The following is a 24704-nucleotide window of genomic DNA, read 5'->3' as shown; positions in this document are numbered from 1 at the left end:
AGGCATAAATTCACTAATTGTTTGATACCTGCTTTCCGTTACGGCGATAAAATGACCATCCAAAGCGTCCACTAACGACCTGCACTATTCATAATAGACACATTCTTCAGGCGGTGCGTTTACCCATCAGTCTAACTAATTTACTTAAGTCGAGTACTTCAACACACCAGCACCGAATCCCATGATGATAGCCACTGTCTTTTGAGAAATCTTCAAAAAGTAACCGGCCAATGCGCCCATAACAAGGGCTGAGCCAGATACCAAGCCCCACACGTCGGCAATCATTCATTTTTCCATAACGCTTTAACAGACACGATGAGCGTAGGTTTGGTTGTGCTCAAGAACATGTATGTGGCATCCTTCAAAGTGATTATAAGATGGCTCATATTTCAAATAGCCATATTCATTTAATTCTCTGATACATTTGTGATACGTTGCGATAGAGCAAATATGGGCAAGGCGCATCAGATCTTTTCTGAATACCTTTAAAACATGTTTATGTTTGCTTTCGCTCCACGAGGTTACGACAGCTACATAGAGGCTGATGTGGCTCGGATGCAGTCGTTTATCTTCAGTCGCTTTACTCAGAAAGTTGTTCAACGTTTTGATCATATTCATCTTTCATTCCCTTCCAGCAATTTTAAGATATCATCACGTTTGTAATACATGATTCTTCCCACACGACTATAACTCAATGTGCCATTGATTCGCAGCGTTTGTAGTGTGCTTGCGGAGATACGCAGCATTTTTCGCACTTCGTCACTTTTTAGCCATTGCTTGACTTGGATACTTGGTATCGAAATGATGTTTTTGATATCTTCCAGTAATTGCTGCCTGAACTGCTGCAGGTCGTCTTTCGTTAAAATTTCGATTGCCGCCATAATAGTTGATTTTAAACAAATTTAGTTTAGCAGCTATGGATGACCATCCGACTGTATCCGAGTCGGATGAACATTTTTGATGCAATTCAATCACTGCATCAGATCTGGGTACCATGATTCACAGATTCTTATATAGAGTTTTGAATTGAAACAACTGTTTACAAGATATTTTTATCACCCAAAATATGCAACAATACTGTTACTTTTTTCTTCGTTAAAATACAAATACCAAATTTTATTGCGTCGTTAAGGTATGAGGATTTCCAGGGTAAATATTTTCATAATGTGTTTTGCAGCAATAATAATAATTGCTAAGCCATTCCTGGGTTTTCATTTTTACCAGCAATTGAACGATAAAATCGAATGTACCCTGCTGGTCAAAGTCTTTGCCAAACGCAAACCTGACTTTTTAGATGAAGCTGCCGCAAAGTCAGCAATGATTAGCAGCCTACTGCTCGACAAGGCGAGCGATTATCGGATTACCTTCCAGGCTTACTTATTATCACTAACAATATTGTTGATGTGGGGCCGGCCTCGACGCACCGCAGATGTCCGGTGCAGGAACAGGACGTCTACTCCCCAATGGGCACCTATATATCTTACTGCTTGTAAGTTAACTATTTGATTCAAAATGCACGCAGGTAATAATTCTATAAAACTCCTGCCAAACGAAATAAATCTCCTTGTTTTTCAAGCATAACTAAAGCTCATTTTATTTCATGTTACGTCTTAAACTAGGCGGCTTCATCATCTTACAGATGTTGATGTCCGGCACTATCTACGCGCAGGCCCCTAAAAGTCTGAGTCTTAAAATGCTTTTAAGGAAAGTCAGTCAGACTGCTCCTACCCTTCAGACAGACTCTTCTGCCATATTGATCAAAGAAGCACAGGCAAGGGAGACCGGATTCAACTGGTTGCCCAATCTGAAACTCAACTACCAGGCTAACCTGGGAACAAATAATAACGTTGGCGGCCCGTACTTTAGCTATGGAATTGTACCATCCAACGCCCGCGGGGTGCGCGATGAAAGCAACGCGACTACCGTGCTGAGCAACCTTGGCATCGCTGCTTTCGATTGGGAGGTATACAATTTCGGGGGATACCAGGCTCAAAATAAAGCAGCTGCCGCCGAGGTGGATATTCAAAAAAGCCAGTATGCCCAATCTAAATTTAGCTTGGAAACCTTTACCATCGATAATTACCTTCAACTTATGCGGTTGCAAGAACTGGAAACTATCCAACTCTTGAACATCGACCGAAACCAAGAAATACGCCAATCAATCAGGGCTCTGGCGCGAAGCGGAATCCGTCCCGGTGTGGATACCAGTATTGCAGAAGCTGAACTTTCGAAATCACGATTGAATTATATTGAATTAACGAGCCAGTCCCGCCAGATCCAACTGAAATTGTCTGCAATTAGCGGCCTGCCCTATGAGACAATCATTCCGGATACTACGACAGAACGTAAGCTTTTTGCCCAATCTGCCGAATTGCGTATGATCAACACGGACACCTTGAATCACCCATTGGTCAACTACTACCGATCCTTGTACAACAGTAGTATAACTCGTGAGAACCTGGTCAAAAAAAGTTACAACCCCAAGATCTTATTTCAGGCCGCCGTATGGGGCCGCGGGGCCAGTCTTGATGCTGATCAGAATTTTAAGCCTTTGCACTCCGGTTGGGGCTTTCAGCGTGAAAATTACCTGGTCGGTTTGGGTGTAACCTTCAATTTATTTGATCTGAAACGACGCCAGGTTAAGCTAAGCACACAAAAGTTGGCATCACAATATGCGCTTAACAAGTTGTATGAACAACGGACCTTGCTTAGCGCAAGTGCAGCGCAGGCAGATGCCGGTGTAAGCGCCGCCCTCGACCGCCTGAATGAAATACCGAAGCAGTTGAAGGCAGCCAATGCAGCCTATCGCCAGAAATTTTCTCTATACAAGAACGGATTGACCGACATTATTGAACTAAACGCGGCGCTTAACCTGCTTTATCGGGCAGAAACAGATCTTGTATCAGCCAGGTACAGCTACGTTCAGGCACTGTTTCAGAAAGCAGTTATTGAAAACCAGGTCAGTACAATCATAAACCTTTTAAATTAAACACTATGTCCATGGTTACTTCTGCGCTCAAAAAGCCCGTCACTACCGTAATTATAACGTTGAGTTTGGTGATCTTTTCCGTATTAAGTGCTGTTAAAATCCCTATAGACATATTTCCGCAGCTGAACATGCCGACCATATATGTTATTGAATCGTACGGCGGCATGTCGCCACAGCAAATGGAGGGCTTTTTTTCTACCCGCCTGCAGGATCAGTTTTTGTATGTAAACGGTATCAAAAGTATCACCGCTAAAAATATTCAAGGCCTTACACTTCTCAAACTGGCGTTTTATGAAGGCACCGATATGGGCGAAGCATCGGCACAGGTAGCCCTGCAGGTGAATCGAGCCATGAAATTCTTTCCGCCCGGGGCACTTCCTCCCCAGGTTCTTCGGTTCGATGCCTCGTCGCTTCCCGTCGGCCAGTTGGTGCTCTCGTCGAAAACTCGTAGCTTGAAGGATATATACGATCTGGCAACGACCCGTGTGCGGCCAACATTCTCGTCGGTTGCAGGGCTGTCCGCCCCACCACCTTTTGGCGCCAACTCGCGCTCTGTTACGATCAACGTCGATCCTAATAAGATGCGGAGCTATAACCTGACACCAGATGAGATTGTCACAGCGCTTGCCAAGTACAACGTGATGTCTCCCTCAGGTAACCTGAGGATGAATAACACCATGTATGTAACTACCATGAACTCATTGATCAGACAGGTCGAAGATTTCGGCAACATACCGGTGTTGAGTAAGAACGGTTCGCCAGTTTTTATTAAAGATGTGGCCCGTGTGGCCGACGGTGCTGATGTCACGGTGAGTTACGCGCTGATCAATGGGAAGCGCTCGGTTTACATTCCCGCCGTCAAGACAGCTGATGCCTCAACCTGGGCAGTTGTGCAATCCTTAAAAAGCAAACTACCCGATATACAAAGCCTGTTACCTGATGACGTTAAGGTAAGTTACGAGTTCGATCAGTCGGTATTCGTGGTAAACGCCGTAGAAAGCCTTGTAACCGAGGGTGGGCTCGGTGCTTTGCTGACCGGACTGATGGTGCTGTTTTTTTTGAGGGATTGGCGCAGTAGTCTGATCGTGGTCATCACTATTCCTGTGTCAATCATTATCGGCGTGATGCTGCTTGGCCTTTTCGGTCAGACGATCAACATCATGACGCTGAGTGGGCTGGCACTCGCTATTGGTATCCTGGTAGACCAGGCTACGGTTACTATTGAAAACATACATCAGCACCTCGAGATGGGCAAGTCGAAAAAGCAGGCCATTTTCGATGCCTGCCAGGAGATTGCATTTCCATTATTATTGATACTCTTGTGTATACTGGCGGTTTTCGCGCCTGCCTTTTTGATGGAGGGCGTACCCCGAGCCATGTTTCTCCCGTTATCTTTATCAATTGGCCTGACGATGATCGTATCCTACGTGATTGCACAGACGCTGGTACCGATCCTGAGCAACTGGATGATCAAGGCTGAAAGATATCAGCATTACCATCACGGACAAGTGCACGCCCATGCAGGAGAGGCATTCAGCAAGGAGGAGGAGCGTCAGGTTTCAGCTCATCTCAGTCAAGAACAACAACATCCTGAACAAAACGATATGTTTGAACGGATCAAAATACGATTCATGAACGTTTTGGAAAAATGGATGCTACTCAAAAAGCCAATCGTACTTGGATACCTGCTCATCGTGCTAGCAATGGCCGCAGGCGCTTTTGTCATCATTGGCAAAGATATGATGCCCAAGCTAAATAACGGACAGTTCCAGATACGTATTAAGGAACCAGATGGTACCCGGCTCGAGCGTACCGAGACTAAGCTAAAGCAGGTTCTTCAGATCATCGACAGTACATCGAACCATCATGTAGCGATTAGTTCCGGGTATGTCGGGCTGATCCCCAGTAGTTACGGCGTCAGCAACCTTTACGTTTTCAATACCGGAACCCATGAAGCCATCCTTCAGGTAAATCTTGATGCTGATTATCACGTCAACATGGATGATTTTAAAGAAACCCTCAGAAAGAATATCGCCTACAGTTTGCCGGAACTCCGCATCACATTTGAGCCGATCGATATGACGGAGAAGATCATGAGCCAGGGCGCGTCTACTCCTATAGAGGTAACTGTGGCCGGTAAAGACATGGGACAGATCACGAGCTACAGTAACAAGCTGGTTAATAAATTAAAGCGAATCGACTATCTGCGTGACGTGCAGATCAATCAACCGCTTAAGTTTCCTGTCGTACAGATTACGCTTGACAGGTTAAAACTTGCGCAGATGGGTTTAAGCGTAAGTGAAATTTCACGTTCAGTTACGGCAAGCACATCCTCGAGCCGGTTTTCGGAAAAAAATCAATGGCTTGACGAAAGGGCATCAAATACCTACCAGGTACAGGTGCAAATTCCCGAATATGTAATGAACAATATGGATGAGCTTCGGGAGATTCCCCTGGTAAAAGGTCAGAGTTCTCCTGTACTGGGAGACGTGGCGCAGTTCAAGACCGTATATGTTCCGGGTGAGTATGACCGTATGGGCCCCCGACGTTACCTTACAGTGAGTGCCAACATACATCGCCATGACCTGGGCAGCGCTACTACCGCCGTGCAAAACGCGGTTGATCAACTGGGGCAGCCCCCTAAAGGCATCGTCACCCAGGTACAGGGAATGTCAGGTCTGCTAACCGATACTCTCGCCAGTTTGCAGAACGGATTAGTATTCGCCATATTGGTTATATTCCTGTTGCTGGCGGCCAACTATCAATCACTGAAATTGTCACTTACCGTATTATCAACCGTTCCGGCAGTGGTACTGGGTTCGTTGGCCGCCTTACTACTGACCGGATCTACGCTTAACTTGCAAAGTTATATGGGGATGATCATGTCGGTCGGCGTATCTGTTGCCAATGCTATCCTTATTGTCACCAATGCGGAGAAACTTCGTATTGATTACCGCGACGCCGTAAAAGCAGGTGTTACCAGTGCTTCGATACGTTTGCGCCCAATATTAATGACCAGCCTGGCCATGATCGCCGGTATGATCCCTATGGCTTCAGGTATGGGAGAGGCAGGCGAACAAAGTGCCCCGCTGGGTCGCGCAGTGATCGGGGGACTGTTCGCGTCTACGGTTGCAGCATTATTCATTTTGCCCCTTGTATTCGCCTGGGTACAACGCAAATCGAAGTTTAATTCCCCATCGTTGTTACCCGCCGATGACCAATTAACCCAAACGTCCAACGAAAGCATTTTATCAAAACAATTATCATGAGACAGACATTATACGCTCTTATACTACTATCCGCTATAATGGGCGGATGTTCCCATTCAGAAAAACCGGTAGATATGACCGCAGAAAAGACCGCTGCAGGGGAGAATTTCGAGACGGGTACTGTATCCGAAAAGAGACTCTCAAGCTATGTACGTTTGCCCGGCCAGCTGAAACCCTTTAATGAAGTAAATCTCTTTGCCAAGATCAACAGCTTTGTCAAGCAGATCAATGTTGATCGGGGTTCAGTTGTGCGAAAAGGGCAATTACTGGCTGTTCTGGAAGCTCCGGAAATGATGTCACAGGTACAGGCGGCTAACGCCAGGTATCTTCAAGCCAGGGAAGCAGCCAATGCCAGCAGGGAGAAATACCGGCGCCTTAAGGAGGCGGCCAAAGAAGAAGGAGCTGTTTCTCCGCTTGATCTGGATAATGCACTTTCTAAAATGAGGGCGGATGAAGCGGTAGTTCTATCAGAACAATCCAATGCTGCGTCAGTACGTGATATACAGTCGTACCTAAACATCCGAGCGCCTTTTGACGGAATGATTGTCCAGCGAAACGTTTCAGCGGGTGCTTTGGTGGGACCCGGTAAAGCATCAGATCAACCGATGCTCGTATTACAGGATACCCGTAAGCTTCGCTTGGAGGTCATGATACCGGAATCATATGTTGACAAAGTGGATCTCAAGCAAAAAGTCTCATTTATTTTCAACGCGCTACCGGGAAAGGAAAATAAAGCCTTCATTAGCCGTTCATCCAACGCACTCAGCAATCAGCGTTCTGAGGCCGTCGAAATCGACGTAGAGAACGCCGGTCAGCGATTGAAACCAGGCATGTATGGAGAGGTCAAGATTCCGTTGATCCTGGGGGCGAAATCACTCATAGTACCCAATAACGCAATAGTCCGGTCGACAGAGCGCCAGTATGTTATTAAGATTAAGAATGGCAAAGCTGTTTATGCTGATATCAAGGAAGGCATTGCAGGCGATGAGCAGACCGAAGTTTTTGGGAACCTAAAAACTGGTGATCAAATATTGCTGCATGCCAGCGACGAAATTAAAGAAGGCCAAACCATAAAATAAAGCAAATTATAGATGGATATTATTAAAGACATCAGTTTGCAGTTAACGGCTGCCAACGCGGCATTACACCGCCACTTCAAGAGCGCTTTTTCTCAATATGATCTTGCCGAACACTATCTGATAATGCTGACGCTTTTCAGAATGGACGGAACGACCACTCCATCTGAATTACTCAAATATGTAACGGCAAGCTTACCGGATCTGATGTCCTCATTGTCTGATCTGAAAACTGCTGGTTACATCGAGTTAGCCCAAGTTTATAATGACCGGGATGAGCAAACCATATACCTTACAGGAAAAGCTGAAGTGATTGAACGATCATTAAATGCTGCCGTGAAAGAAATCGCTCAGGCAGCATTCGCTGGGATTGACGAGGACGAGCAATTTAATTTATGGATCAACTTGGTGCGGCTCAATCACAATCTTAGCCCCAGCCGGGAATATTAGAAAATGTTACAGGTGCTTAGCCGTTTATCAGTTTTTTTATGAAGGGCCAACGTGCCGCGTATTTATTTAGAGAAAACGAAGCTGGATTAAAGCAGTTGGATCCATATTATATACGAGGATTATAGTTGCCTTCAGGATATCCGATCATTCGTATTATTGATGTGAAAACCCGCCGAGATCTGTTACTATATATAACACCGTACACTGCAGGCCGGGCCGTTCGCGACTATCCGTGTTCACTCTTTCTGAGATGACAGTACAAATAAATAGACGGCAAATTGGAACTATCCGCCTTTCAAGGAAGGGTAAACCTGTTGCAAAAATCCCAGATCAGATCGGTTGCGTTGATCACTGTGGAGGGCGTATCCCCCCGGCGACCTTGTATCGCTGATTGGGGCCAGGCATGCCCGCCGTCTTCGGTTAAATAGCATTGAATAAGGATGCTGCCTTCGCTGTTCTTCCAGCTTTGTAAGGTGTAACCCTGGCGCTGCGCTGTTACAGGATTAACAGTGCAATGGTTTCGGTTTGCCCAGTAATTGATACCATCCATTACTGGCGGAAAGTCATAATCGCCAATACCGGTACCTCCGATAAACGGCACCTTCGTATCCAGCTTACTGTGAACATGAATGATTGGCACAACGCCCTGTTTGGAGGCATCCTTCGGTGCGACCATGGTGGCACTGACAATACCGACTGCGGCGATCTTGCCCGGCAATTCGGAAGCCAGGCGGTAGGCCATCATGCCACCATTGGACATGCCTGTTACATAAACTTTTTTGCGGTTAATATGAAAGCGGCTGCTGATGTTATCGATCAATGTGCTGATGAACTTCACGTCATTAACGTTGGTGTTCATTGCAAAGTCGCAACAGGTGCCTGCGTTCCAGGTACGGATCTTTAATAAACCCAAGCCATCCTCTTTCTGTACCCCGTCCGGATAAACGGCCACAAAACCTTCCTTATCGGCCTTCTGGTCAAATCCATAGGCCCTTTCGAATTGCGCTGCGCTGCCGCCTCCGCCGTGCAGACCAATGACCATTGCCCGTGAGCTGTCATTATTGTAATAGTTTTGCGGAAGTTTGATAATGTACGTCCGGCGGATGCCGTCTATCACCACTTGTTCAGTAAAGCGGTATTCTGCAGGTTTAGGGTCGTCCTTACCACAGGAAAGCATCAATAAGCATATGCACAGGTTGATAAAATTTAAAATCATTTTCATGGTGTTAACTTTATAATAAGATGACACAAAGAAAGGCAGATAATAGCAGGAGAGTTCGTATTGATACAGCCAAACGGTATAATAAGCAGCTTAAGCGGTGACCCATGATTTGAACTGTGTCACCTTCTCCCGGCTGATGATCACTTTATCCGATGGCTCAGGATGTAACCGCACTAACAGTTTGCCGTTAAAGTAATGTACGACTTCCTTTAACGCAGCCTTGTTGATCAAGAACTGGCGGTTGGCCCGATAGAACTGCCGGGGATCAAGAAGCTTCGTTAACTCATCCAATGAACGTTCTTCCAGCAAGTGAAACGTACCGTCCAACCTTGTGCCACTAACCACTCCCTGCTTTATTTCAAACCAGGCAAAATCTTTTACCTGTACCGGCAGCAATTTGTCTCTATAAGGTATAAGGAAACTTTGTCTGTAGTTATTATTACCGGCGGATAGCAGGCTTTGTAACCGGCCGAGGTAGGTCTCGTCTAATTTGCCTGGCTGTCGTATTGAACAATGCAGGTCAAATTTATCCAGGGCCTTACGCACCCTTTCTTCCAACATCGGTTTCAATAGGTAATCAAGGCTGTTCACTTCGAATGCTTTAACAGCATATTGATCATAGGCGGTGGTAAAAATAACCGGGCATGGTATGTCAACACGTTCAAAGAGATCGAATGCGTGCCCGTCAGCAAGATGAATGTCCAGAAAGATCAGGTCAGGCGAATGCCCATCGCCCAAATAACTCACCGCATCACGCAGACTATCGATCAGCGGGCCAAACCGTGCCAGAGGTCGGCAAGCCGCAATCATGCCTTGCAACTGCCTGGCCGCGTTAGGTTCATCTTCTATGATCAATATATCCATGGTCCGTAATTTAAACTATACCGGTACATATTTGTCACCATACGCCTTTAAAAGGGGTAAGGCAACGGTAAACACGCCATCGTTATTACTGATAGTTATTGTACCGCTGCACAAGTGCCGGTATCGCTGATCCAGGTTCCACAGGCCTGTACCGGTTGAAGGTGATTTCAATTTCCTTTCGCTCACTTTATTACTCACCACTATGCAACCCTCGTGTGCTGAAACACTGATTTTCAAAGGGTTGCCGGTCGACATTACGTTGTGCTTGACCGCATTTTCTATCAGCACCTGTAAAGATACCGGCGGTAATAATAGCGAATTGTATTCATCAGGCACCATTATTTCAATTGAGATACTATCAGCGTGGCGCTCCATCAACATGCTGACATATGCCGTGGTGAACTCCATTTCCTCGGCCAGCGTAATGACGGGCCTCCCGGAGCTGTTTAAAATATGCCGGTAAACCTGCGACATATTGTTAACAAATCTTTTTGCAGCCGCGACATCTTTGTCAATCACTGCATTGATGGTATTCAGCGAGTTGAACAAGAAATGTGGATTGACCTGGTTCTTTAAAACCTCAAACCTTGCCTCAGCATTGATTTTGAGTAACATTTCATTACGAAGCAGTTGTTCCTGATGCTTCCTGAATAGACGGTAGATCTCTGCAATTAAGATACAAAAGCTGACTTCGAGTACCAAACTGATATTGAAAAGGAATGTGGCGCCTCTGCCCGGCCTTAAAGCGCTTACTTCAGGGATACCGGATAAGCGAAACAGCCATCTGACCAGCAGAAACAGCAAAATATTAATCAGCAGCCGATGACTGAATTTCGACGTTCTGATCGTCCTGAAGCCAACAGCGATATTGATGTTGGCGGCGTTAAGCCAGAGAAACAGCCATGCGACGAGGAAGGCATATAAGAATTTGCTCCCCAGATCGCCCCAAGTGATCTGACTCATGCGTAGCCCCGGGTTAGTCCTCAAATAGGCCATGATGCCTATCCGTGGCAACGTCATAAATAAGGCAACGGCGAGGGCCGTTAAAGGTATAAGCAGGCGGCTGTATTTGGATTGTGCTATCTGCATTCCGTGTTACTGCGACCGCAGTGATTTCAGTTCGTCCTTCATTTCTGTTTGATGTGCCTGGAATACCTTGTATTGCTCAGCGGTCAGCATATCTTTAATTTTTCTATTCCGGTCATTGGTAGCGGCTTTTAGTTTGCGGTATTTACTTATTCTGGAGCCATTGTCTTGTTTCAACTTTGCCAGCTCTTCAAGAAACTGCAAATTGATCTGCTCGAATTTTGGTTGCTGTTCGTCCGTAAGTTTAAGCTCGGTCTTAAAGGCCTCCATTTTGGCTTTGTATTCCTTTTTTTGATCCTCCGTCAATTTGGTACCAGCCGTTTGTGCCGAAGCAGCATATGGCAAAGATAGGATCAGGATAAGGCAAGCAATCAGATTTTTCATTTTTAACTATTTATGGGTGTTCAAAGCAATTTTTATTTATCGGTAGATGATCACTTTTCTCCGCGGCCTGACTGGTACAGCCCGGACAATAGGTGCCGGCTTCACAATAACAACGCGCCGGGCGGGCAATAATACACGTGCTGGCTTTACCACTAACACCGGGCGCGGGCGGTAAACTACCGGCCTTCTGGCAACCACTATTTGTGCAGTACTTGTTTGGAACCACAGGCAAGCTGTGGTCAAAATACTTAATAAGATTCTTGTCTTCATATGTTTTGTATTATATAATCTTCTGCAAAACAATGGGATCGAAATCTTTTGAAATAGAAAACAATCAGCGAAGCGGGAAAAACAAACGTTAAGGCGGCAAATTGAGTTGCCGGGCACACGAGGTAATTTTAAATAGTTGATCTATATGTTCGGCATACAGGCAACGAACCTTTAATACTATCCTGAAGTGCGTATGCTGTGGGTACCATTACTGTTTAGGTTGTCCAATTTTGGTTACCTGGTTGACTAATTAGTACCGATTAATCATGATAATCTGTACGTTGATGAGAAGCGTTGAAATAGTTCAGCTAAGGGTAAGGGATGCCCCAGTGGCTGAATAAAATGAAAAGGACGTGTAATGGAAAGTCCTTCAACATCAACAATTCTGCACTCCCCAGACTTAAGCTCTTTAACGATGGCATGAACAGATAAAAATGCAATGCAATTACTGTTGAGCAAGTAAGACTTCATGCTTTCTGTACTACCAAGCTGCATTTCAACATTTAAATCATTTAACCGGATATCCCGCTCTTTTAATGCATAAGCAATGAACTCCAAAGTCCCCGATCCGGGCTCCCTTAACAAAAACGGATAATTTTTCAATTCCTCAGGCTTCAAGACATATTTTTTGAGTTTTTGGTTAGAGATACTACTAACAAGCACAAGTTCGTCTTTACCGAATTCCTGATAACTGATCTGCGGCTGCCGTGTCATTCCTTCAATTATCCCAAGGTCTATTTCCTTTTTAAGCAAGGCTTCTTCTACTTGCTCAGTGTTACCGGTAACCAATATCACTTTAACGTCTTTAAACCGTTCGTGAAAACCGGCCAGAACCGGGGGCAGCACATATTGCGCTACGGTTGTACTGGCGCCTATCCGCAATACGCCACTATGCTTATTCACCAGTGCATTCATTTCAAACTCCAACCCCTTATATACACTGGCGATCTGCTCAGCATAGGCGAGCAAGATTCTTCCTGCCGGCGTTAAGCTCACCTTGCGATTGCCGCTTCGTTCAATAAGTGAAGTTTTAAAATAAGCTTCCAGTTCCCTGATGTGCTTGGTTACCGCCGGTTGGGTAATATATAATTCTTCAGCAGCCCGAGTAAAGCTGAGTCGTTTAGCTACGGTGTCAAATACCTTTAATCTAAAGTCAAGCATAAATTTTAAATATAAAAACAGGAAACAGCAGGCTGTTATAAGTTAACCCATAAGCCAGTACTTTACCGTTGACAAGATACCAATTTAAAGCTTTAATAACTTTTGGTTATTGATCAGGCCTTTATATCATAAAAATCAGGCTCGAGAGGTTTTCATATTTGTGCTATTAAATATTCATTCATGAACACACATCATCCCATTCCAGTTTATAAAACAGGCACCTTGCTCCACATAAATCATACCGGCAGAAAAGTAATTTTCGTTATTTGCGTAGCTTTATGTGCAACACCTTTTGTTAGTCCGGCTATTGCACTTTTCCTGGGTTTAATAGTAGCACAGGTGAGCGGGCATCCTTATCTGCATTTAAATCATAGATTAACACACTGGCTATTGCAGGTCTCTGTGGTTGGGTTAGGATTTGGAATGAATGTACATAGCGCCATGCAGGCCGGCCGGGAAGGGATTCTCTTCACGGTAGTATCAATTAGCTCGACTTTGGTATTCGGATACCTGATGGGACGTTGGTTAAACATCGATCAGAAAACTTCTTATCTTATCTCATCAGGGACGGCCATTTGTGGCGGCAGTGCAATCGCTGCGATTTCACCGGTGATTAAAGCAGATGAAAAACAAATTTCTGTTGCGTTAGGCTGTGTTTTCATTCTCAACTCCATTGCCTTATTCGTTTTCCCGGTGATCGGCCATTACTTCAATTTATCACAAACGCAATTTGGGCTGTGGTGCGCGATTGCCATTCACGATACCAGTTCTGTAGTAGGCGCGGCAAGTAAATACGGCAACCACGCACTGGAAGTGGCGACTACCGTTAAATTGACACGCGCACTTTGGATCATTCCGATAGCATTTCTCTCTACCTTTATCTTTAAAAATAACTCAAAAAAAATAAGCATACCCTACTTTATAGCTTTATTTATAATGGCTATGGTGGCTGATACTTATATACCTGCAATTAAAATAGTAAGTCCATACCTGATTACCGTGGCAAAAGCAGGGCTTAGCTTGACCTTATTTTTAATTGGCGCAGGGTTATCAAAAATGGTCTTGGCATCTGTAGGTTTTAAGCCGCTTTTTCAAGGTGTTGTACTTTGGGGGCTGATTTCTGCTACAGCTTTGTATGCTGTTATGCATTTGGCTTGATTGATGAAGGCGGTTTGTTCTGCTTAGTCATAGTTTTGTCGGCTTCGCGCTTTTAAATTTGCCGTATAATTGTGGTTTTATAGGATTTTTATCCTGTGAGTATCCCGGCCGGGTCATCACAACGAGTTTTATCAGCATACGGCTAATCAAAATTTGCTATTGAGTATTTTGGTTATGGGAACTTGTTATAATAAATCAACCTTTTAAAGACAAGTTAACGTGCTGGGATAATCGCATCAAAGATCTGGAATACCCTTATCGGCCGAGATCTTCCTTCCCTGCGGTCGGGTTTACCATTTTTAAACATGGTTGTTCCGATACTTTGTCCTTTTTCGTCAAATGCCTGAATAACCGACCGATTTTGCTTGTTTATATAAATAAGTAGTCTCGGGTGGCCCTGTGCATATGTTGTCCAACTTAAGAACGGTGAACTGTTGCGTGTAGACCGGTCATGGTATAAAGAGATGCGTTGCCGGATGATTTAATGTCAGCGATTTTCGATCATAATCTCCCAGGTATAATAACAGTCCAAATAGCAGTTTCAATGTTAATAAAGTAAGCCGTCCACATTATAACTGCAACTCCTTACGGAATGACGAGCGACAATTTAATTGCAGTTAACTTTTTAATGTCAAACATTGTTAACTTAGCTGGCAGAGTCCAAAAAAACAGATGGCGGGTATTACGATTCCACGAAGTGAATATGAGCAAACCTATGCTTCCTTTGGCTTCACGGCGGATGCATCACGTTTAATGGCGGAAATAAACGACGGTTTCAATACCAAATGGATCGTTTTTGAAGGCCGCAACGCAGAACACGTTTAAGGGAAACCTTACTTGAAGATGTACTTAAAACATACATCAAATGAGATAGTCACGATTTAATCTGACAGTTACCATTTATTAGAGGACGTAAGTGTCATCCTGTAAAGCATTACGTTTATTCCTCTGATAGATTTAAAGTAGAACTACTTTGACCGGAAGGGTTGGAACAACAACCCACATCATAAAATGGATGATTTTTAATTGATGAAGTAGGCATTATCTAACATTCCCCAATTGTGAACGCACCGCGTTCACAATTGGGGAATCCTGTTACTGAACGTTTTGCTTGCTCAATTCTTTTTGCAGTTCGGACTGCAATTGGTCGGCTGTGGGGAGGTAAAGCTGATACTTAGACGCAAATATGTTGGCATTTTCAGGCAGCGAAAACTTAACAACGGTATCATTTTTTTCAAGGCACAATAGAATGCCTACGGTCGGCATTTCATGCGGAAGCTTTTCTATACGATCATAATAGTTTACATACATCTGTAACTGTCCGATATCCTGATGAGTAAGCTTATGCGTTTTCAATTCAACTATTACAAAACATTGTAGTAGCCTGTTATAAAACACCAAGTCGATAAAGAAGTCATCACCATCCAGATGTATGCGTTTTTGTCTTGCAACAAATGAATAGCCATTTCCAAGCTCCAGCATGAATTCCTGTAAATGGGTGATCAACGCGGTTTCCAGGTCTTTTTCATAATAAGAGGATTCCGGCTTTAAGCCAAGAAACTCTAATATCATAGGGTCCTTAACAATATCTTTGGGGTCAGCTGGCTGCTTTTCATTTCTGGCGACCGACAATAAAGTCTCTTTGTCGGTGCTGGAAAGTAAGCGCTCGAACAAATGACTGTTGATCTGTCGCTCCATTTGCCTGGCCGTCCAGTTATTTTTGATGGTTTCGCTCAGGTAGAATTCACGTTTTTCAATGCTGCTGATGGCAGAAAGTGATCGATAATGTGTCCAACTCAATTGCGAACGCAGTGCGTTCGCAATTGGAAAGGTGCGATAAAATTGCCTTATATATATGAGATTTCGTGTTGAGAAGATACTTCCCAATGTTGGCATCAGTTGCTCAGAAATATATGGGATCAGACGTTCCCCATAAATTGCCCGTTGTTCACCACCCTGCTCTTCCTCAATTATTCTTCTACCGATCTGCCAGTACATCATCACCCGTTCAAAGTCGACGGAACGTATAGCTGCCTGCCGGGCACGATCAAAGATCGCTTGTATATCAGTTATGATCGGCGGTTTGATTTCCTTTTCTTTTTTCATCCTGTCTTATTTACGTTCAAACCTTCGCAATCTTCAATTTAAGTGCTTGCATGTCCTTACTCAATTTTACGTTGAGCACCTTGGCATATTCTTGCGTGGTTCTGATACTCGTATGGCCGAGCATAACGGAAACACTTTCAATAGGCACGTCATTGGCGAGTGTTACGGTTGTCGCGAAAGTGTGGCGGGCTATATGGAATGTCAATTCGGTTTTAATACCACATAGCTCAGCAATTTCTTTCAGATAGTCGTTTACTTTCTGATTGGACGGTACTGGAAAGACCAGACCTGTATTCGCACACTTAGGGTGGTATTCATACTTTCGCATCAGATCAATAGCTTGTGGCAATAGTGGCACACGAGTGGGAACATCTGTTTTTTGCCGGTTGGTAACGATCCATATCTCACCGTCGTAACGGTTGGTCAAATGGTCACGGTGCAGCTTTTTAACATCTACATAAGCCAGCCCGGTGAAACAACTGAATAAAAAGATATCCCTTACCTGTTCCAGGCGGCTCGATGCGAATTCTTTATACATCAGCCGGTCAATGTCCGATTGTTCGAGACATACACGTTGCACGCGCTTGGTCTTTCCCTTGTATTTCATAAAAGGGTTCCGGTCGATCCAGCCGTTATCAAGGCATATCAATACGACCTTTTTAAAGTTTCTGATATATTTCACTGCTGAATTGTTTCCGCAATTTCTTTCAGACCTCAGCCAGTAATCGTAATCCGTTATAAATTGATGGTCGATCTTACGAACCGGAATGTCGTTTAGATGGTACCGCCATTTAATAAAGCGCTGCGTATGCGCTAGCGAGATCCGGTATCTGCTCAACGTTCCCTTTGATCCGCCGTTACCGATTAGTTTTTCGTAACGATCGTTGTGATCCTGAAAGATCTCGATCAGCATTCTGGGATGTTCGTCTTTTCCCAGGAATTTGTCCCTTAAACGCTCTGCCGTGATCACATCATCCGCTTTGATCATGGCGCTGTGGGCGTCATCCACCTGGGCCCGAAGCGTATCCAAATAATTGTTAAAGGCTTTGACGTTTTCCTTGGTTCCTTTCATTCGTCCTGCGGAACTAATCCACTGTGACGGTTCGCATTCACGGCCGGTGCTGAGTTCGCACCGCTTGCCATCTACTGTGATGCGCATGTAAACAGGCTTAGGACCGGATCTGTAGTTTCTTGGACTTTTCAAGTAGAAAAGTACACTAAAAATTGTCTTCATAATGACTCACTAAATGGTTAAACAAATTTAGATTTACGGCCACTTTAAGACAAGATGTTCATTTTTTGAACTGGCTGTCAGTCAATTAATTAAGCCCTTTCTGGTGAGTCACCCGAAAAATCGAAATGACTCACCGAATTACGCACCAGAGCCAAATTGACGAATGAAACAGTTTAACATGTTCATTTTTTGAACTGGTTGTTAGTCAGCGCTTTAAGCCCTTTTTGGTGAGTCAATCAAAAAGTTGGAATGACTCACCGAATTACGCACCAAAAACTTATGAATTGGCGTATAAAAAAGCTTGGTGAAAAAATAAAAAAGCCCGTTTTCATGCGAAAAACGGGCTTTTAGTTCATTTCAGTATGAAAATCGGCGGAGAGAGAGGGATTCGAACCCTCGATACACTTTTGATGTATACACACTTTCCAGGCGTGCTCTTTCGACCACTCAGACACCTCTCCGTTTATTTGCAAATCCCGCAAAGGTAATTAATATAGCCGTATAAATTAAAAAAGCGAAGCCTTGTTTTCAAGGCCTCGCTCCACATAAACTTGATACTAAAAAAACTATATATGGATGGACGGGCAAATAAATACTTTTACGGCACTCAATGCCCGGATGTTGCTGTTTATTGGTTTGATGGCCTACTTGTAAGAAGGTTTAATGTCGATGTAAAAAAAATCCGCACGGTGCTTTTATACCGAATTTACCTTATGTTTGCCCCTTGAAATGCCACAGGCATTGCATCACTAAAATACTGTTGAGTTTAAATGCCCGGCATTAACGAAATTAAAAAACCCATAGCTGCTGATATTGACGCTTTTGAAGAAAAGTTCAAAGCATCTATGCAAAGTTCGGTGCCACTGCTCGACCGTATTACGCACTACATTGTAAAACGCAAAGGCAAGCAGATACGGCCTATGTTCGTGTTTTTTTCGGCAAGCATTTGCGGTGGTATAAATGAATCAACCCACCGGGGAGCGGCTTTGGTTGAACTGTTGCATACCGCTACCCTTGTGCATGATGATGTGGTAGATAACTCATATCAGCGACGCGGCTTCTTTTCGATAAACGCCTTATGGAAAAATAAAATAGCCGTACTGGTAGGCGATTATCTGCTATCTAAAGGGCTGCTTCTTTCCATTAATAACGACGACTTCAAACTGCTGAAAATTGTTTCGGAGGCGGTAAAGCAAATGAGTGAAGGTGAGTTGCTGCAGGTTGAAAAAGTGCGCCGCATGGATGTTGATGAGCCGGTATATTACGAGGTAATCCGTCAGAAAACGGCATCACTTATTGCAGCGTGCTGTGCCTGCGGGGCGGCATCGGCAGGTGCGGATGAAGACACCATTGAAAAAATGCGCCTGTTTGGTGAGAAAATAGGTATCGCTTTTCAGATAAAAGACGATATGTTTGATTTTGGCACAGATGATGTTGGCAAACCTTTAGGAATTGATATAAAGGAAAAAAAGGTGACGCTGCCGCTGATATACGCGTTGAAGCACTGCGAAACCGCCGAAAGAAAACGCATGATAAGCCTGGTGAAAAATCATAACGACGACCCTAAAAAAATATCACAAATAATAGATTTTGTGAAAAATACCGGCGGCCTGCAATATGCCGAAACCCAAATGAAAAAATATCAGGACGAAGCGTTTGAAATACTGAATACTTTTCCCGACGGTGAATATCGCCGTGCCCTTGAACAACTGGTGCTGTTTACTACCGAACGTACTAAATAATGAGTAACGAACTTATTTTTATAATTGGGTTTATAGTTTTTATAGGCCTTATGCTGGCTATTGACCTGGGTGTTTTCGCTAAAAAGGATAAGCCTATAAGCATTAAACAAGCCGGTATAATGAGCGGCGTTTGGGTAGCGCTTGCTATTGGTTTCTATGTACTTATAATCAATTACGGGCACCTGCTGCATGGCATTGAAAACTTTGCGCAACTGCAGCAAAAAAACATTGATAACTTTCATAAGCTTAAACTTAACCCGGCTGATTTTGAGGGCAGCCTTGCCATATACCGTAAAAATCTCGGACTGGAATTTATAACCGGCTATGTGGTTGAATACGCATTGTCGGTTGATAACATCTTTGTTATGGTGTTAATATTTTCGGCTTTCGGTGTAGCTGAAAAGTACTATCACAAGGTTTTGGTATGGGGCATACTGGGTGCAATAGTAATGCGGTTTATCTTTATCTTTCTTGGCTCAACGCTTATCGACCGCTTTCACTGGGTGCTGTACATCTTTGGTGGATTCCTTATATATACGGGTGTCACAATGTTTATAAACCGTAATCAGGAAGAAAAGATCGATCCGGAGAATCACCCTGTAGTAAAATTCGCCTCGAAACATTTTGGCGTACATCCTCACTTTGTAGGCGGAAGATTTTTTACAAAAATACAGGGTAAAAAGCTTATTACTCCACTCTTCCTGGTATTGCTGATTATTGAATTTACTGATGTAATTTTCGCCGTTGACTCTATCCCGGCTATATTTTCCGTAACCAAGGACCCATACATCGTTTTCTTTTCAAACATATTTGCCATACTTGGCCTGCGGTCGATGTTCTTCCTACTGGTGAACATCATCCACAAATTCCATTACTTAAAAACAGGTTTGTCGTTCTTGCTGGTTTTTATCGGTCTGAAAATGCTTGGCGGTCATTACTTTGAAGAATGGGGCTTTACCACTACCCATTCGCTGATAGCCATATTAGCGATACTAGGAGCCAGTATTGCGGCGTCACTGATATTCCCGAAAAGAAAACATAAACACGTATAAAAAAGAAAGCCCTGAATTTTGTTCAGGGCTTTCTTCCTAATTTTTTAGATTACGGCATCGAATCTACTAAAACCACCTTTACATCCAGTGCCCCGGGGTTATCTAAAGCCGGAGAGTCGCCATCAAATGCTTGAGCGTCAATTGTTATGCCGCCGGCTGAATGATAAAAGCTGAAAGACTGGCCATTATATACTTGCGGTATTTGTTGCCACTGTCCGCCTGGTTCAGCAATATAAACAAGCACGGCACCATTTTCACTTGTGTAGTCATCAAGCTCAGGTATATCCAAATCAACTGACCAGGTGTTTGTAGTTCCCGGATTTGTGGTTGTGTTGTTCAGCACCCAATCAGAGGTGCGGACATCTCTAAAAATAGTAATGTTAGGCTGCACAACCTGGGTTATTTCTTTTTTACACGACGATGCTACCATGGCAACGCCAATAAATAAAACAAAAGTCAAAATTCTTTTCATAATAAGTGTATGTTATTGTTTGTATATAGATAAGACGCAATATCTCTCCTAAAGGTTTAACAAAATTTAAAAAATGGTATACACACTTTCATTTGCAAGACTTATATTTAACTAAATTTTTAGTTATGAAGCTGATTCTGCTGTTTTTTCTTCTAAGTCCGTTACTGGTTTTTTCGCAAAAAATAACCGGCAGGGTGCTTAATGCTGAGGATAACAAACCTGTGCCTGGTGCAAGCATATTTCTGGCTAATGCCACTGTAGGTAACAGCAGCAATAACGAAGGCGCTTTTACACTTAACAATGTTAAGCCGGGACAATACGAGTTGGCGGTTTCAGTGGTTGGTTTTGAAACCTACCGCACTAATGTTTTAATGGCGTCAAGTGATATTGTTCTTACTGATATCAAATTAAAACCAAAGGCAATCGAATTAAAAGAAGTAAGTATTACGCCCGATAAAAACTGGGTAGAAAAGTATGAGCTGTTTAAACGTGAGTTTCTTGGTCCGTCGAAACTGGCTCAAAAGTGTAAAATATTAAATCCAGAGGTGCTGACCTTGCAATACGAAGATCATAAGGTTGTGCTGACAGGTTCATCATATGATTTTCTGGAAATTGAAAATCATGAGCTTGGTTATCGCATAAAGTATCTGCTGAATAAATTTATCCGAAACGCTAAAACCGGACTTGTGTATTATGAAGGCTCCCCGCTGTTTACCGATATGAAAGGCACACCTTCGCAGGTTAAACGCTGGCAAAAGAAGAGACTTGATGTTTTTAAGGGTTCGTCTATGCACTTTTTGCGATCGGTGTTGGGCAATCGTTTAACCGAAGATGGCTTCGAAGTACGGCGGCTTATCAGGAAGAAAGACAGCGCTGGTCGTGCTTTATTTGGCAATGCGCAACTATTGGTAAAAACGCCGCTTGCTGTAACCGACTTTACTAAGCTAACCGATATTAAAGGCATTTACGCGTTATCGTTTAGTGATTTTTTATATGTTATGTATACTAAAAAACGCGAACGCCATGATTTTAGACCAGCATATCAGCCTGCGGATGCGCCTGATTATGCGACATCAGTTATTGGCTTTGAAGATGAGTATGGTTTTTTTGACAGCAACGGCGTAATGGTAAACCCGGCCGGTGTGGTGTTTGAAGGGGCATGGGCAGGCCAGCGTATGGCAGAAATGCTGCCGGTTGATTATACACCGCCTGCAAAGTGAGTCGCTTATTTATGAAGTAAGACGCTGCCTTTAAATAGCATAACACGCCTTATTTTGTTACCTTTGCGGTTCTATATTATATTACATGAGCGAAGAAAGATCGTTAAATTTCATAGAAGAGATTGTTGAACAAGATATAAGTGCCGGCAAGCATGGTGGCAGGGTACATACTCGTTTTCCGCCCGAGCCTAACGGTTATTTGCATATAGGCCACGCCAAATCAATCTGTTTAAATTTCGGTTTGGCAAAAAAATACGGCGGAAAAACCAACCTGCGCTTTGATGATACCAACCCGGTTACTGAGGATACCGAATATGTGGAAAGCATTAAAGAAGATGTGCGCTGGCTTGGTTTCGAGTGGGAAAACGAGCTTTATGCTTCAGATTATTTCGATAAGCTGTATGAGTTTGCAGTTACGTTGATTAAGAAAGGCCTGGCTTATGTTGACGATAGTACTGCCGAAGAAATAGCCGCGCAAAAAGGTACACCTACCGAGCCTGGTACGCCAAATGAATACCGCAGCCGTAGCGTTGAGGAAAACCTGCGTTTGTTTGAAGAAATGAAGGATGGCAAGTATCCGGATGGCGCCAAGGTGCTGCGGGCAAAGGCCAACCTGGCCTCGCCAAACATGCATATGCGCGACCCGTTGATGTACCGTATAAAGCATGCCCAACACCACCGTACCGGCGATAAATGGTGTATTTATCCTATGTATGATTTTGCGCACGGTCAGTCGGATGCCATTGAGCAGATTACACATTCAATCTGTACCCTTGAGTTCATCCCTCACCGTGAATTGTATGAATGGTTTATAAATAAGCTGGAAATATTCCCATCGCGCCAGTATGAGTTTGCAAGGCTTAACCTGAATTATACGGTGATGAGCAAGCGTAAGCTAATGCAGCTGGTAAAAGAGGGGCATGTTGAAGACTGGGATGATCCGCGTATGCCAACTATCAGCGGCTTACGCCGTCGTGGTTATACACCTGCCAGTTTGCGTGAGTTTTGCGACCGCATTGGAGTAGCCAAGCGCGAAAATATGATAGATGTGAGCCTGCTGGAGTTTTGCATCCGCGAAGACCTGAATAAAACCGCATGGCGCCGTATGGCTGTGCTTGATCCGGTGAAATTAATAATAACTAACTATCCCGAAGGGCAAACAGAAACGTTGCATGGCGAAAATAACCCTGAGGTTGAAGGTGGAGAAGGTGGCCGTGATATACCTTTCAGCCGTGAGCTGTGGATAGAACGTGAAGATTTTATGGAAGAGCCGCCAAAAAAATTCTTCCGCCTGGGAGTAGGCCTTAGTGTCAGGCTAAAACATGCTTATATTATTAAAGGTGAAAGTGTGGTTAAGGACGCCGATGGAAACATCACAGAGATACATTGTACTTATATACCCGAATCAAAATCGGGAAATGATACAAGCGGCATTAATGTTAAAGGTACCATTCACTGGGTAAGTGCGCAGCATGCTAAAACCGCCGAAGTGAGGTTGTATGACAGGCTGTTCCGCGTTGAAGATCCGTCAAACGAAGAAGGAGACTTTAAAGAATACATCAATCCTGATAGCTTAAAGGTTATTGAAACCGCATACATTGAACCTGACCTGGCAACTGCTATTCCCGGAAAAGGTTACCAGTTTATCCGTAAAGGGTACTTTACGCTTGATAAACATTCATCGACTGATAAGTTAGTGTTTAACCGTACGGTTACACTTAAAGACGGCTGGGTGAAAAAATAAATGGCAAGTGCCGGTTAAACTTTATGGTTTAAGCCGGCTCATACCATTATGAAAAAGATACTTTTACCCTTATTACTTTTTGTTGCTGTATTTGTTGGATGCAAAATACCACAGGTAGTTGTTGGTATGACAGAGCAACAATTTACTAAAGAGCATCAATATGCTCAGATGGTTGAGACATCTGAATATCGTACGGTTTATAAAGAGCCTTATTACGAGAAATACAGGTATTACTACTTTCGTGAAGGAAAGCTTTATCTGATGGACGAAGGGCATACAGTGCGGGGCACTAAAGAGCAGGAACCATCCCGTTGAAAAGAATTGAAAGCAGGCAAGGCCTGCTTTTTGCTTATCGTAACAGTTATGTGATGTAAACGAATTTTCGGGAAATAAAGCCAATTTTATTAATTAGATTACGTTTGCATCTTTAAAGCATTTGTTATGGTAAGCGCTACAATAAAACAACATACACAGGAAGCACACGCCGGTTTAGAAAAAATTGTGGTGCAAAAGTTAAAGAACATTAGAGACGATGCTGATTATGCCGCGTTGCTACAATACTTCTATGCTTACTTTGCTGCGCTTGAAGATGCAATAGCGCCGTATATTACAGGAGAGGTATTGGTTGATTATGTCAAAAGGCGTAAGTCCGGCCGTTTGTTAGCTGATATTGAAGAACTTGGCGCTGACCTTAATAAACACCCTGATGTTACTGTGCCTGAAATAAATAACGCTAAGCAGGCCATGGGTGCTTTGTATGTAATGGAAGGCTCGGTTTTAGGCGGAACTATCATTGTACAAATGCTTGCAAAGGCCGGTATTACAAAAGGCATTTCATTTTTTAGCGGGTATGGCGCTGATAACGGTGTAATGTGGAAACAGTTCACAACAGCCCTAAACCAAGTGGCAATTACGCCTGATGAAGAACAGGAAGTAATTGATTCTGCAACGGCAACTTTTGTCAATTTTAAGCAAGTGTTTGTTGCGGAAGCAACTGCCATTTCACAGGCGTAACTCCTGTTTAAACACACAAAGTGCCTTAATGTCATAACCGGCCTGACGATATTGCTGTATATGCCTGTTGTGCAAAAAAATAAGCACTTTGAGTTAAACTTTTCAACAACTGAGGTATCTAACTGTTAGACCTGAGCGGTGATTTGCCAATTTTTCGGAAATTTTGGTTATAAAATTGTTCGGTATAGTTA

At 43.6% G+C, this 24704-nt stretch carries 21 protein-coding genes and 1 tRNA gene; 11 read left to right on the top strand and 11 right to left on the bottom strand.

Annotated elements, in window-relative coordinates:
• Positions 1–614 precede the first annotated feature (614 nt).
• Positions 615–881, bottom strand: coding sequence for a helix-turn-helix domain-containing protein (locus EOD41_RS16610; protein ID WP_127706988.1), 267 nt, complete (start codon positions 879–881; stop codon positions 615–617).
• A 719-nt stretch (positions 882–1600) separates the two neighbouring features.
• Between EOD41_RS16610 and EOD41_RS16605 the strand changes: the two genes are divergently transcribed.
• The 4 genes from EOD41_RS16605 (at position 1601) to EOD41_RS16590 (ending at position 7784) form a co-directional block, all read left to right on the top strand.
• Complete coding sequence (locus tag EOD41_RS16605; RefSeq protein ID WP_127706986.1) at positions 1601–2989, top strand: TolC family protein; 1389 nt, start codon at positions 1601–1603, stop codon at positions 2987–2989.
• A gap of 5 nt (positions 2990–2994) precedes the next feature.
• Complete coding sequence (locus tag EOD41_RS16600; protein ID WP_127706984.1) at positions 2995–6258, top strand: efflux RND transporter permease subunit; 3264 nt, start codon at positions 2995–2997, stop codon at positions 6256–6258.
• Positions 6259–6332: 74 nt separating this feature from the next.
• Positions 6333–7337, top strand: a complete 1005-nt coding sequence (locus tag EOD41_RS16595; protein ID WP_240663466.1) for an efflux RND transporter periplasmic adaptor subunit — start codon at positions 6333–6335, stop codon at positions 7335–7337.
• Positions 7338–7349: 12 nt separating this feature from the next.
• On the top strand, positions 7350–7784 hold the full coding sequence (locus EOD41_RS16590; protein ID WP_127706980.1) for a MarR family winged helix-turn-helix transcriptional regulator: 435 nt from the start codon (positions 7350–7352) through the stop codon (positions 7782–7784).
• A gap of 295 nt (positions 7785–8079) precedes the next feature.
• Here the strand turns inward: EOD41_RS16590 and EOD41_RS16585 are convergent, their stop codons facing one another.
• From EOD41_RS16585 to EOD41_RS16560, 6 genes are all read right to left on the bottom strand, one after another.
• On the bottom strand, positions 8080–9033 hold the full coding sequence (locus EOD41_RS16585) for an alpha/beta hydrolase family esterase (protein ID WP_127706978.1): 954 nt from the start codon (positions 9031–9033) through the stop codon (positions 8080–8082).
• 63 nt (positions 9034–9096) lie between these two features.
• Entirely contained in the window at positions 9097–9870 is a 774-nt protein-coding gene (locus tag EOD41_RS16580) for a LytR/AlgR family response regulator transcription factor (RefSeq protein ID WP_127706976.1), read from the bottom strand.
• A gap of 15 nt (positions 9871–9885) precedes the next feature.
• Positions 9886–10833 (bottom strand): sensor histidine kinase, encoded by a 948-nt coding sequence (locus EOD41_RS16575; RefSeq protein ID WP_164849957.1) that lies wholly within the window; start codon positions 10831–10833, stop codon positions 9886–9888.
• Positions 10834–10965: 132 nt separating this feature from the next.
• On the bottom strand, positions 10966–11340 hold the full coding sequence (locus EOD41_RS16570; protein ID WP_127706972.1) for a hypothetical protein: 375 nt from the start codon (positions 11338–11340) through the stop codon (positions 10966–10968).
• A 36-nt stretch (positions 11341–11376) separates the two neighbouring features.
• Positions 11377–11610: a hypothetical protein gene (locus tag EOD41_RS16565; protein ID WP_127706970.1), complete on the bottom strand. Its 234-nt coding sequence runs from the start codon at positions 11608–11610 to the stop codon at positions 11377–11379.
• Positions 11611–11874: 264 nt separating this feature from the next.
• The gene (locus EOD41_RS16560; RefSeq protein ID WP_127706968.1) at positions 11875–12771 is read right to left on the bottom strand and encodes a LysR family transcriptional regulator; all 897 of its coding nucleotides are present in this window, start codon (positions 12769–12771) and stop codon (positions 11875–11877) included.
• 180 nt (positions 12772–12951) lie between these two features.
• Here EOD41_RS16560 and EOD41_RS16555 point away from each other — a divergent pair, with 180 nt between their 5' ends.
• Positions 12952–13929: a YeiH family protein gene (locus tag EOD41_RS16555; RefSeq protein WP_127706966.1), complete on the top strand. Its 978-nt coding sequence runs from the start codon at positions 12952–12954 to the stop codon at positions 13927–13929.
• Between the two features lie 1095 nt (positions 13930–15024).
• Here EOD41_RS16555 and EOD41_RS16550 read toward each other — a convergent pair.
• The 3 genes from EOD41_RS16550 to EOD41_RS16540 form a co-directional block, all read right to left on the bottom strand.
• The gene (locus EOD41_RS16550; protein ID WP_127706964.1) at positions 15025–16035 is read right to left on the bottom strand and encodes a PDDEXK nuclease domain-containing protein; all 1011 of its coding nucleotides are present in this window, start codon (positions 16033–16035) and stop codon (positions 15025–15027) included.
• Between the two features lie 16 nt (positions 16036–16051).
• Positions 16052–17269 (bottom strand): site-specific integrase, encoded by a 1218-nt coding sequence (locus tag EOD41_RS16545; RefSeq protein ID WP_127706962.1) that lies wholly within the window; start codon positions 17267–17269, stop codon positions 16052–16054.
• Positions 17270–17642: 373 nt separating this feature from the next.
• A tRNA-Ser gene (locus EOD41_RS16540) sits at positions 17643–17730 on the bottom strand.
• 309 nt (positions 17731–18039) lie between these two features.
• On the opposite strand from EOD41_RS16540, the gene EOD41_RS16535 reads away from it, so the two are divergent.
• Both EOD41_RS16535 and EOD41_RS16530 read left to right on the top strand, forming a co-directional pair.
• Positions 18040–19011: a polyprenyl synthetase family protein gene (locus tag EOD41_RS16535; protein ID WP_127706960.1), complete on the top strand. Its 972-nt coding sequence runs from the start codon at positions 18040–18042 to the stop codon at positions 19009–19011.
• Positions 19011–20063: a TerC family protein gene (locus EOD41_RS16530; protein ID WP_127706958.1), complete on the top strand. Its 1053-nt coding sequence runs from the start codon at positions 19011–19013 to the stop codon at positions 20061–20063. Before EOD41_RS16535 ends, EOD41_RS16530 begins: the two co-directional genes overlap by 1 nt.
• A gap of 49 nt (positions 20064–20112) precedes the next feature.
• Here EOD41_RS16530 and EOD41_RS16525 read toward each other — a convergent pair whose 3' ends face one another.
• A complete protein-coding gene (locus EOD41_RS16525) occupies positions 20113–20535 on the bottom strand; it encodes a hypothetical protein (protein ID WP_127706956.1) in 423 nt (140 codons plus the stop codon).
• A 125-nt stretch (positions 20536–20660) separates the two neighbouring features.
• Between EOD41_RS16525 and EOD41_RS16520 the strand changes: the two genes are divergently transcribed.
• The 4 genes from EOD41_RS16520 (at position 20661) to EOD41_RS16505 (ending at position 24513) form a co-directional block, all read left to right on the top strand.
• On the top strand, positions 20661–21755 hold the full coding sequence (locus EOD41_RS16520) for a carboxypeptidase-like regulatory domain-containing protein (RefSeq protein WP_127706954.1): 1095 nt from the start codon (positions 20661–20663) through the stop codon (positions 21753–21755).
• An 85-nt stretch (positions 21756–21840) separates the two neighbouring features.
• Complete coding sequence (locus tag EOD41_RS16515; protein WP_127706952.1) at positions 21841–23499, top strand: glutamine--tRNA ligase/YqeY domain fusion protein; 1659 nt, start codon at positions 21841–21843, stop codon at positions 23497–23499.
• A gap of 48 nt (positions 23500–23547) precedes the next feature.
• Positions 23548–23814: a hypothetical protein gene (locus EOD41_RS16510; protein WP_127706950.1), complete on the top strand. Its 267-nt coding sequence runs from the start codon at positions 23548–23550 to the stop codon at positions 23812–23814.
• Between the two features lie 126 nt (positions 23815–23940).
• A complete protein-coding gene (locus EOD41_RS16505) occupies positions 23941–24513 on the top strand; it encodes a biliverdin-producing heme oxygenase (protein ID WP_127706948.1) in 573 nt (190 codons plus the stop codon).
• Positions 24514–24704 lie beyond the last annotated feature (191 nt).

The sequence above is a fragment of the Mucilaginibacter limnophilus genome, assembly GCF_004005815.1.
Classification (GTDB): Bacteria; Bacteroidota; Bacteroidia; order Sphingobacteriales; family Sphingobacteriaceae; genus Mucilaginibacter; species Mucilaginibacter limnophilus.
This window is presented reverse-complemented; position numbering and strand designations above follow the sequence as displayed.

What these genes read in the sequence shown, in the direction of transcription:
- EOD41_RS16610 (WP_127706988.1), bottom strand. Translation starts at nt 881, where the DNA reads ATGGCGGCAATCGAAATTTTAACGAAAGACGACCTGCAGCAGTTCAGG.
- EOD41_RS16605 (WP_127706986.1), top strand. Translation starts at nt 1,601, where the DNA reads ATGTTACGTCTTAAACTAGGCGGCTTCATCATCTTACAGATGTTGATG.
- EOD41_RS16600 (WP_127706984.1), top strand. Translation starts at nt 2,995, where the DNA reads ATGTCCATGGTTACTTCTGCGCTCAAAAAGCCCGTCACTACCGTAATT.
- EOD41_RS16595 (WP_240663466.1), top strand. Translation starts at nt 6,333, where the DNA reads ATGACCGCAGAAAAGACCGCTGCAGGGGAGAATTTCGAGACGGGTACT.
- EOD41_RS16590 (WP_127706980.1), top strand. Translation starts at nt 7,350, where the DNA reads ATGGATATTATTAAAGACATCAGTTTGCAGTTAACGGCTGCCAACGCG.
- EOD41_RS16580 (WP_127706976.1), bottom strand. Translation starts at nt 9,870, where the DNA reads ATGGATATATTGATCATAGAAGATGAACCTAACGCGGCCAGGCAGTTG.
- EOD41_RS16575 (WP_164849957.1), bottom strand. Translation starts at nt 10,833, where the DNA reads ATGAGTCAGATCACTTGGGGCGATCTGGGGAGCAAATTCTTATATGCC.
- EOD41_RS16570 (WP_127706972.1), bottom strand. Translation starts at nt 11,340, where the DNA reads ATGAAAAATCTGATTGCTTGCCTTATCCTGATCCTATCTTTGCCATAT.
- EOD41_RS16565 (WP_127706970.1), bottom strand. Translation starts at nt 11,610, where the DNA reads ATGAAGACAAGAATCTTATTAAGTATTTTGACCACAGCTTGCCTGTGG.
- EOD41_RS16560 (WP_127706968.1), bottom strand. Translation starts at nt 12,771, where the DNA reads ATGCTTGACTTTAGATTAAAGGTATTTGACACCGTAGCTAAACGACTC.
- EOD41_RS16555 (WP_127706966.1), top strand. Translation starts at nt 12,952, where the DNA reads ATGAACACACATCATCCCATTCCAGTTTATAAAACAGGCACCTTGCTC.
- EOD41_RS16550 (WP_127706964.1), bottom strand. Translation starts at nt 16,035, where the DNA reads ATGAAAAAAGAAAAGGAAATCAAACCGCCGATCATAACTGATATACAA.
- EOD41_RS16545 (WP_127706962.1), bottom strand. Translation starts at nt 17,269, where the DNA reads ATGAAGACAATTTTTAGTGTACTTTTCTACTTGAAAAGTCCAAGAAAC.
- EOD41_RS16535 (WP_127706960.1), top strand. Translation starts at nt 18,040, where the DNA reads ATGCCCGGCATTAACGAAATTAAAAAACCCATAGCTGCTGATATTGAC.
- EOD41_RS16530 (WP_127706958.1), top strand. Translation starts at nt 19,011, where the DNA reads ATGAGTAACGAACTTATTTTTATAATTGGGTTTATAGTTTTTATAGGC.
- EOD41_RS16525 (WP_127706956.1), bottom strand. Translation starts at nt 20,535, where the DNA reads ATGAAAAGAATTTTGACTTTTGTTTTATTTATTGGCGTTGCCATGGTA.
- EOD41_RS16520 (WP_127706954.1), top strand. Translation starts at nt 20,661, where the DNA reads ATGAAGCTGATTCTGCTGTTTTTTCTTCTAAGTCCGTTACTGGTTTTT.
- EOD41_RS16515 (WP_127706952.1), top strand. Translation starts at nt 21,841, where the DNA reads ATGAGCGAAGAAAGATCGTTAAATTTCATAGAAGAGATTGTTGAACAA.
- EOD41_RS16510 (WP_127706950.1), top strand. Translation starts at nt 23,548, where the DNA reads ATGAAAAAGATACTTTTACCCTTATTACTTTTTGTTGCTGTATTTGTT.
- EOD41_RS16505 (WP_127706948.1), top strand. Translation starts at nt 23,941, where the DNA reads ATGGTAAGCGCTACAATAAAACAACATACACAGGAAGCACACGCCGGT.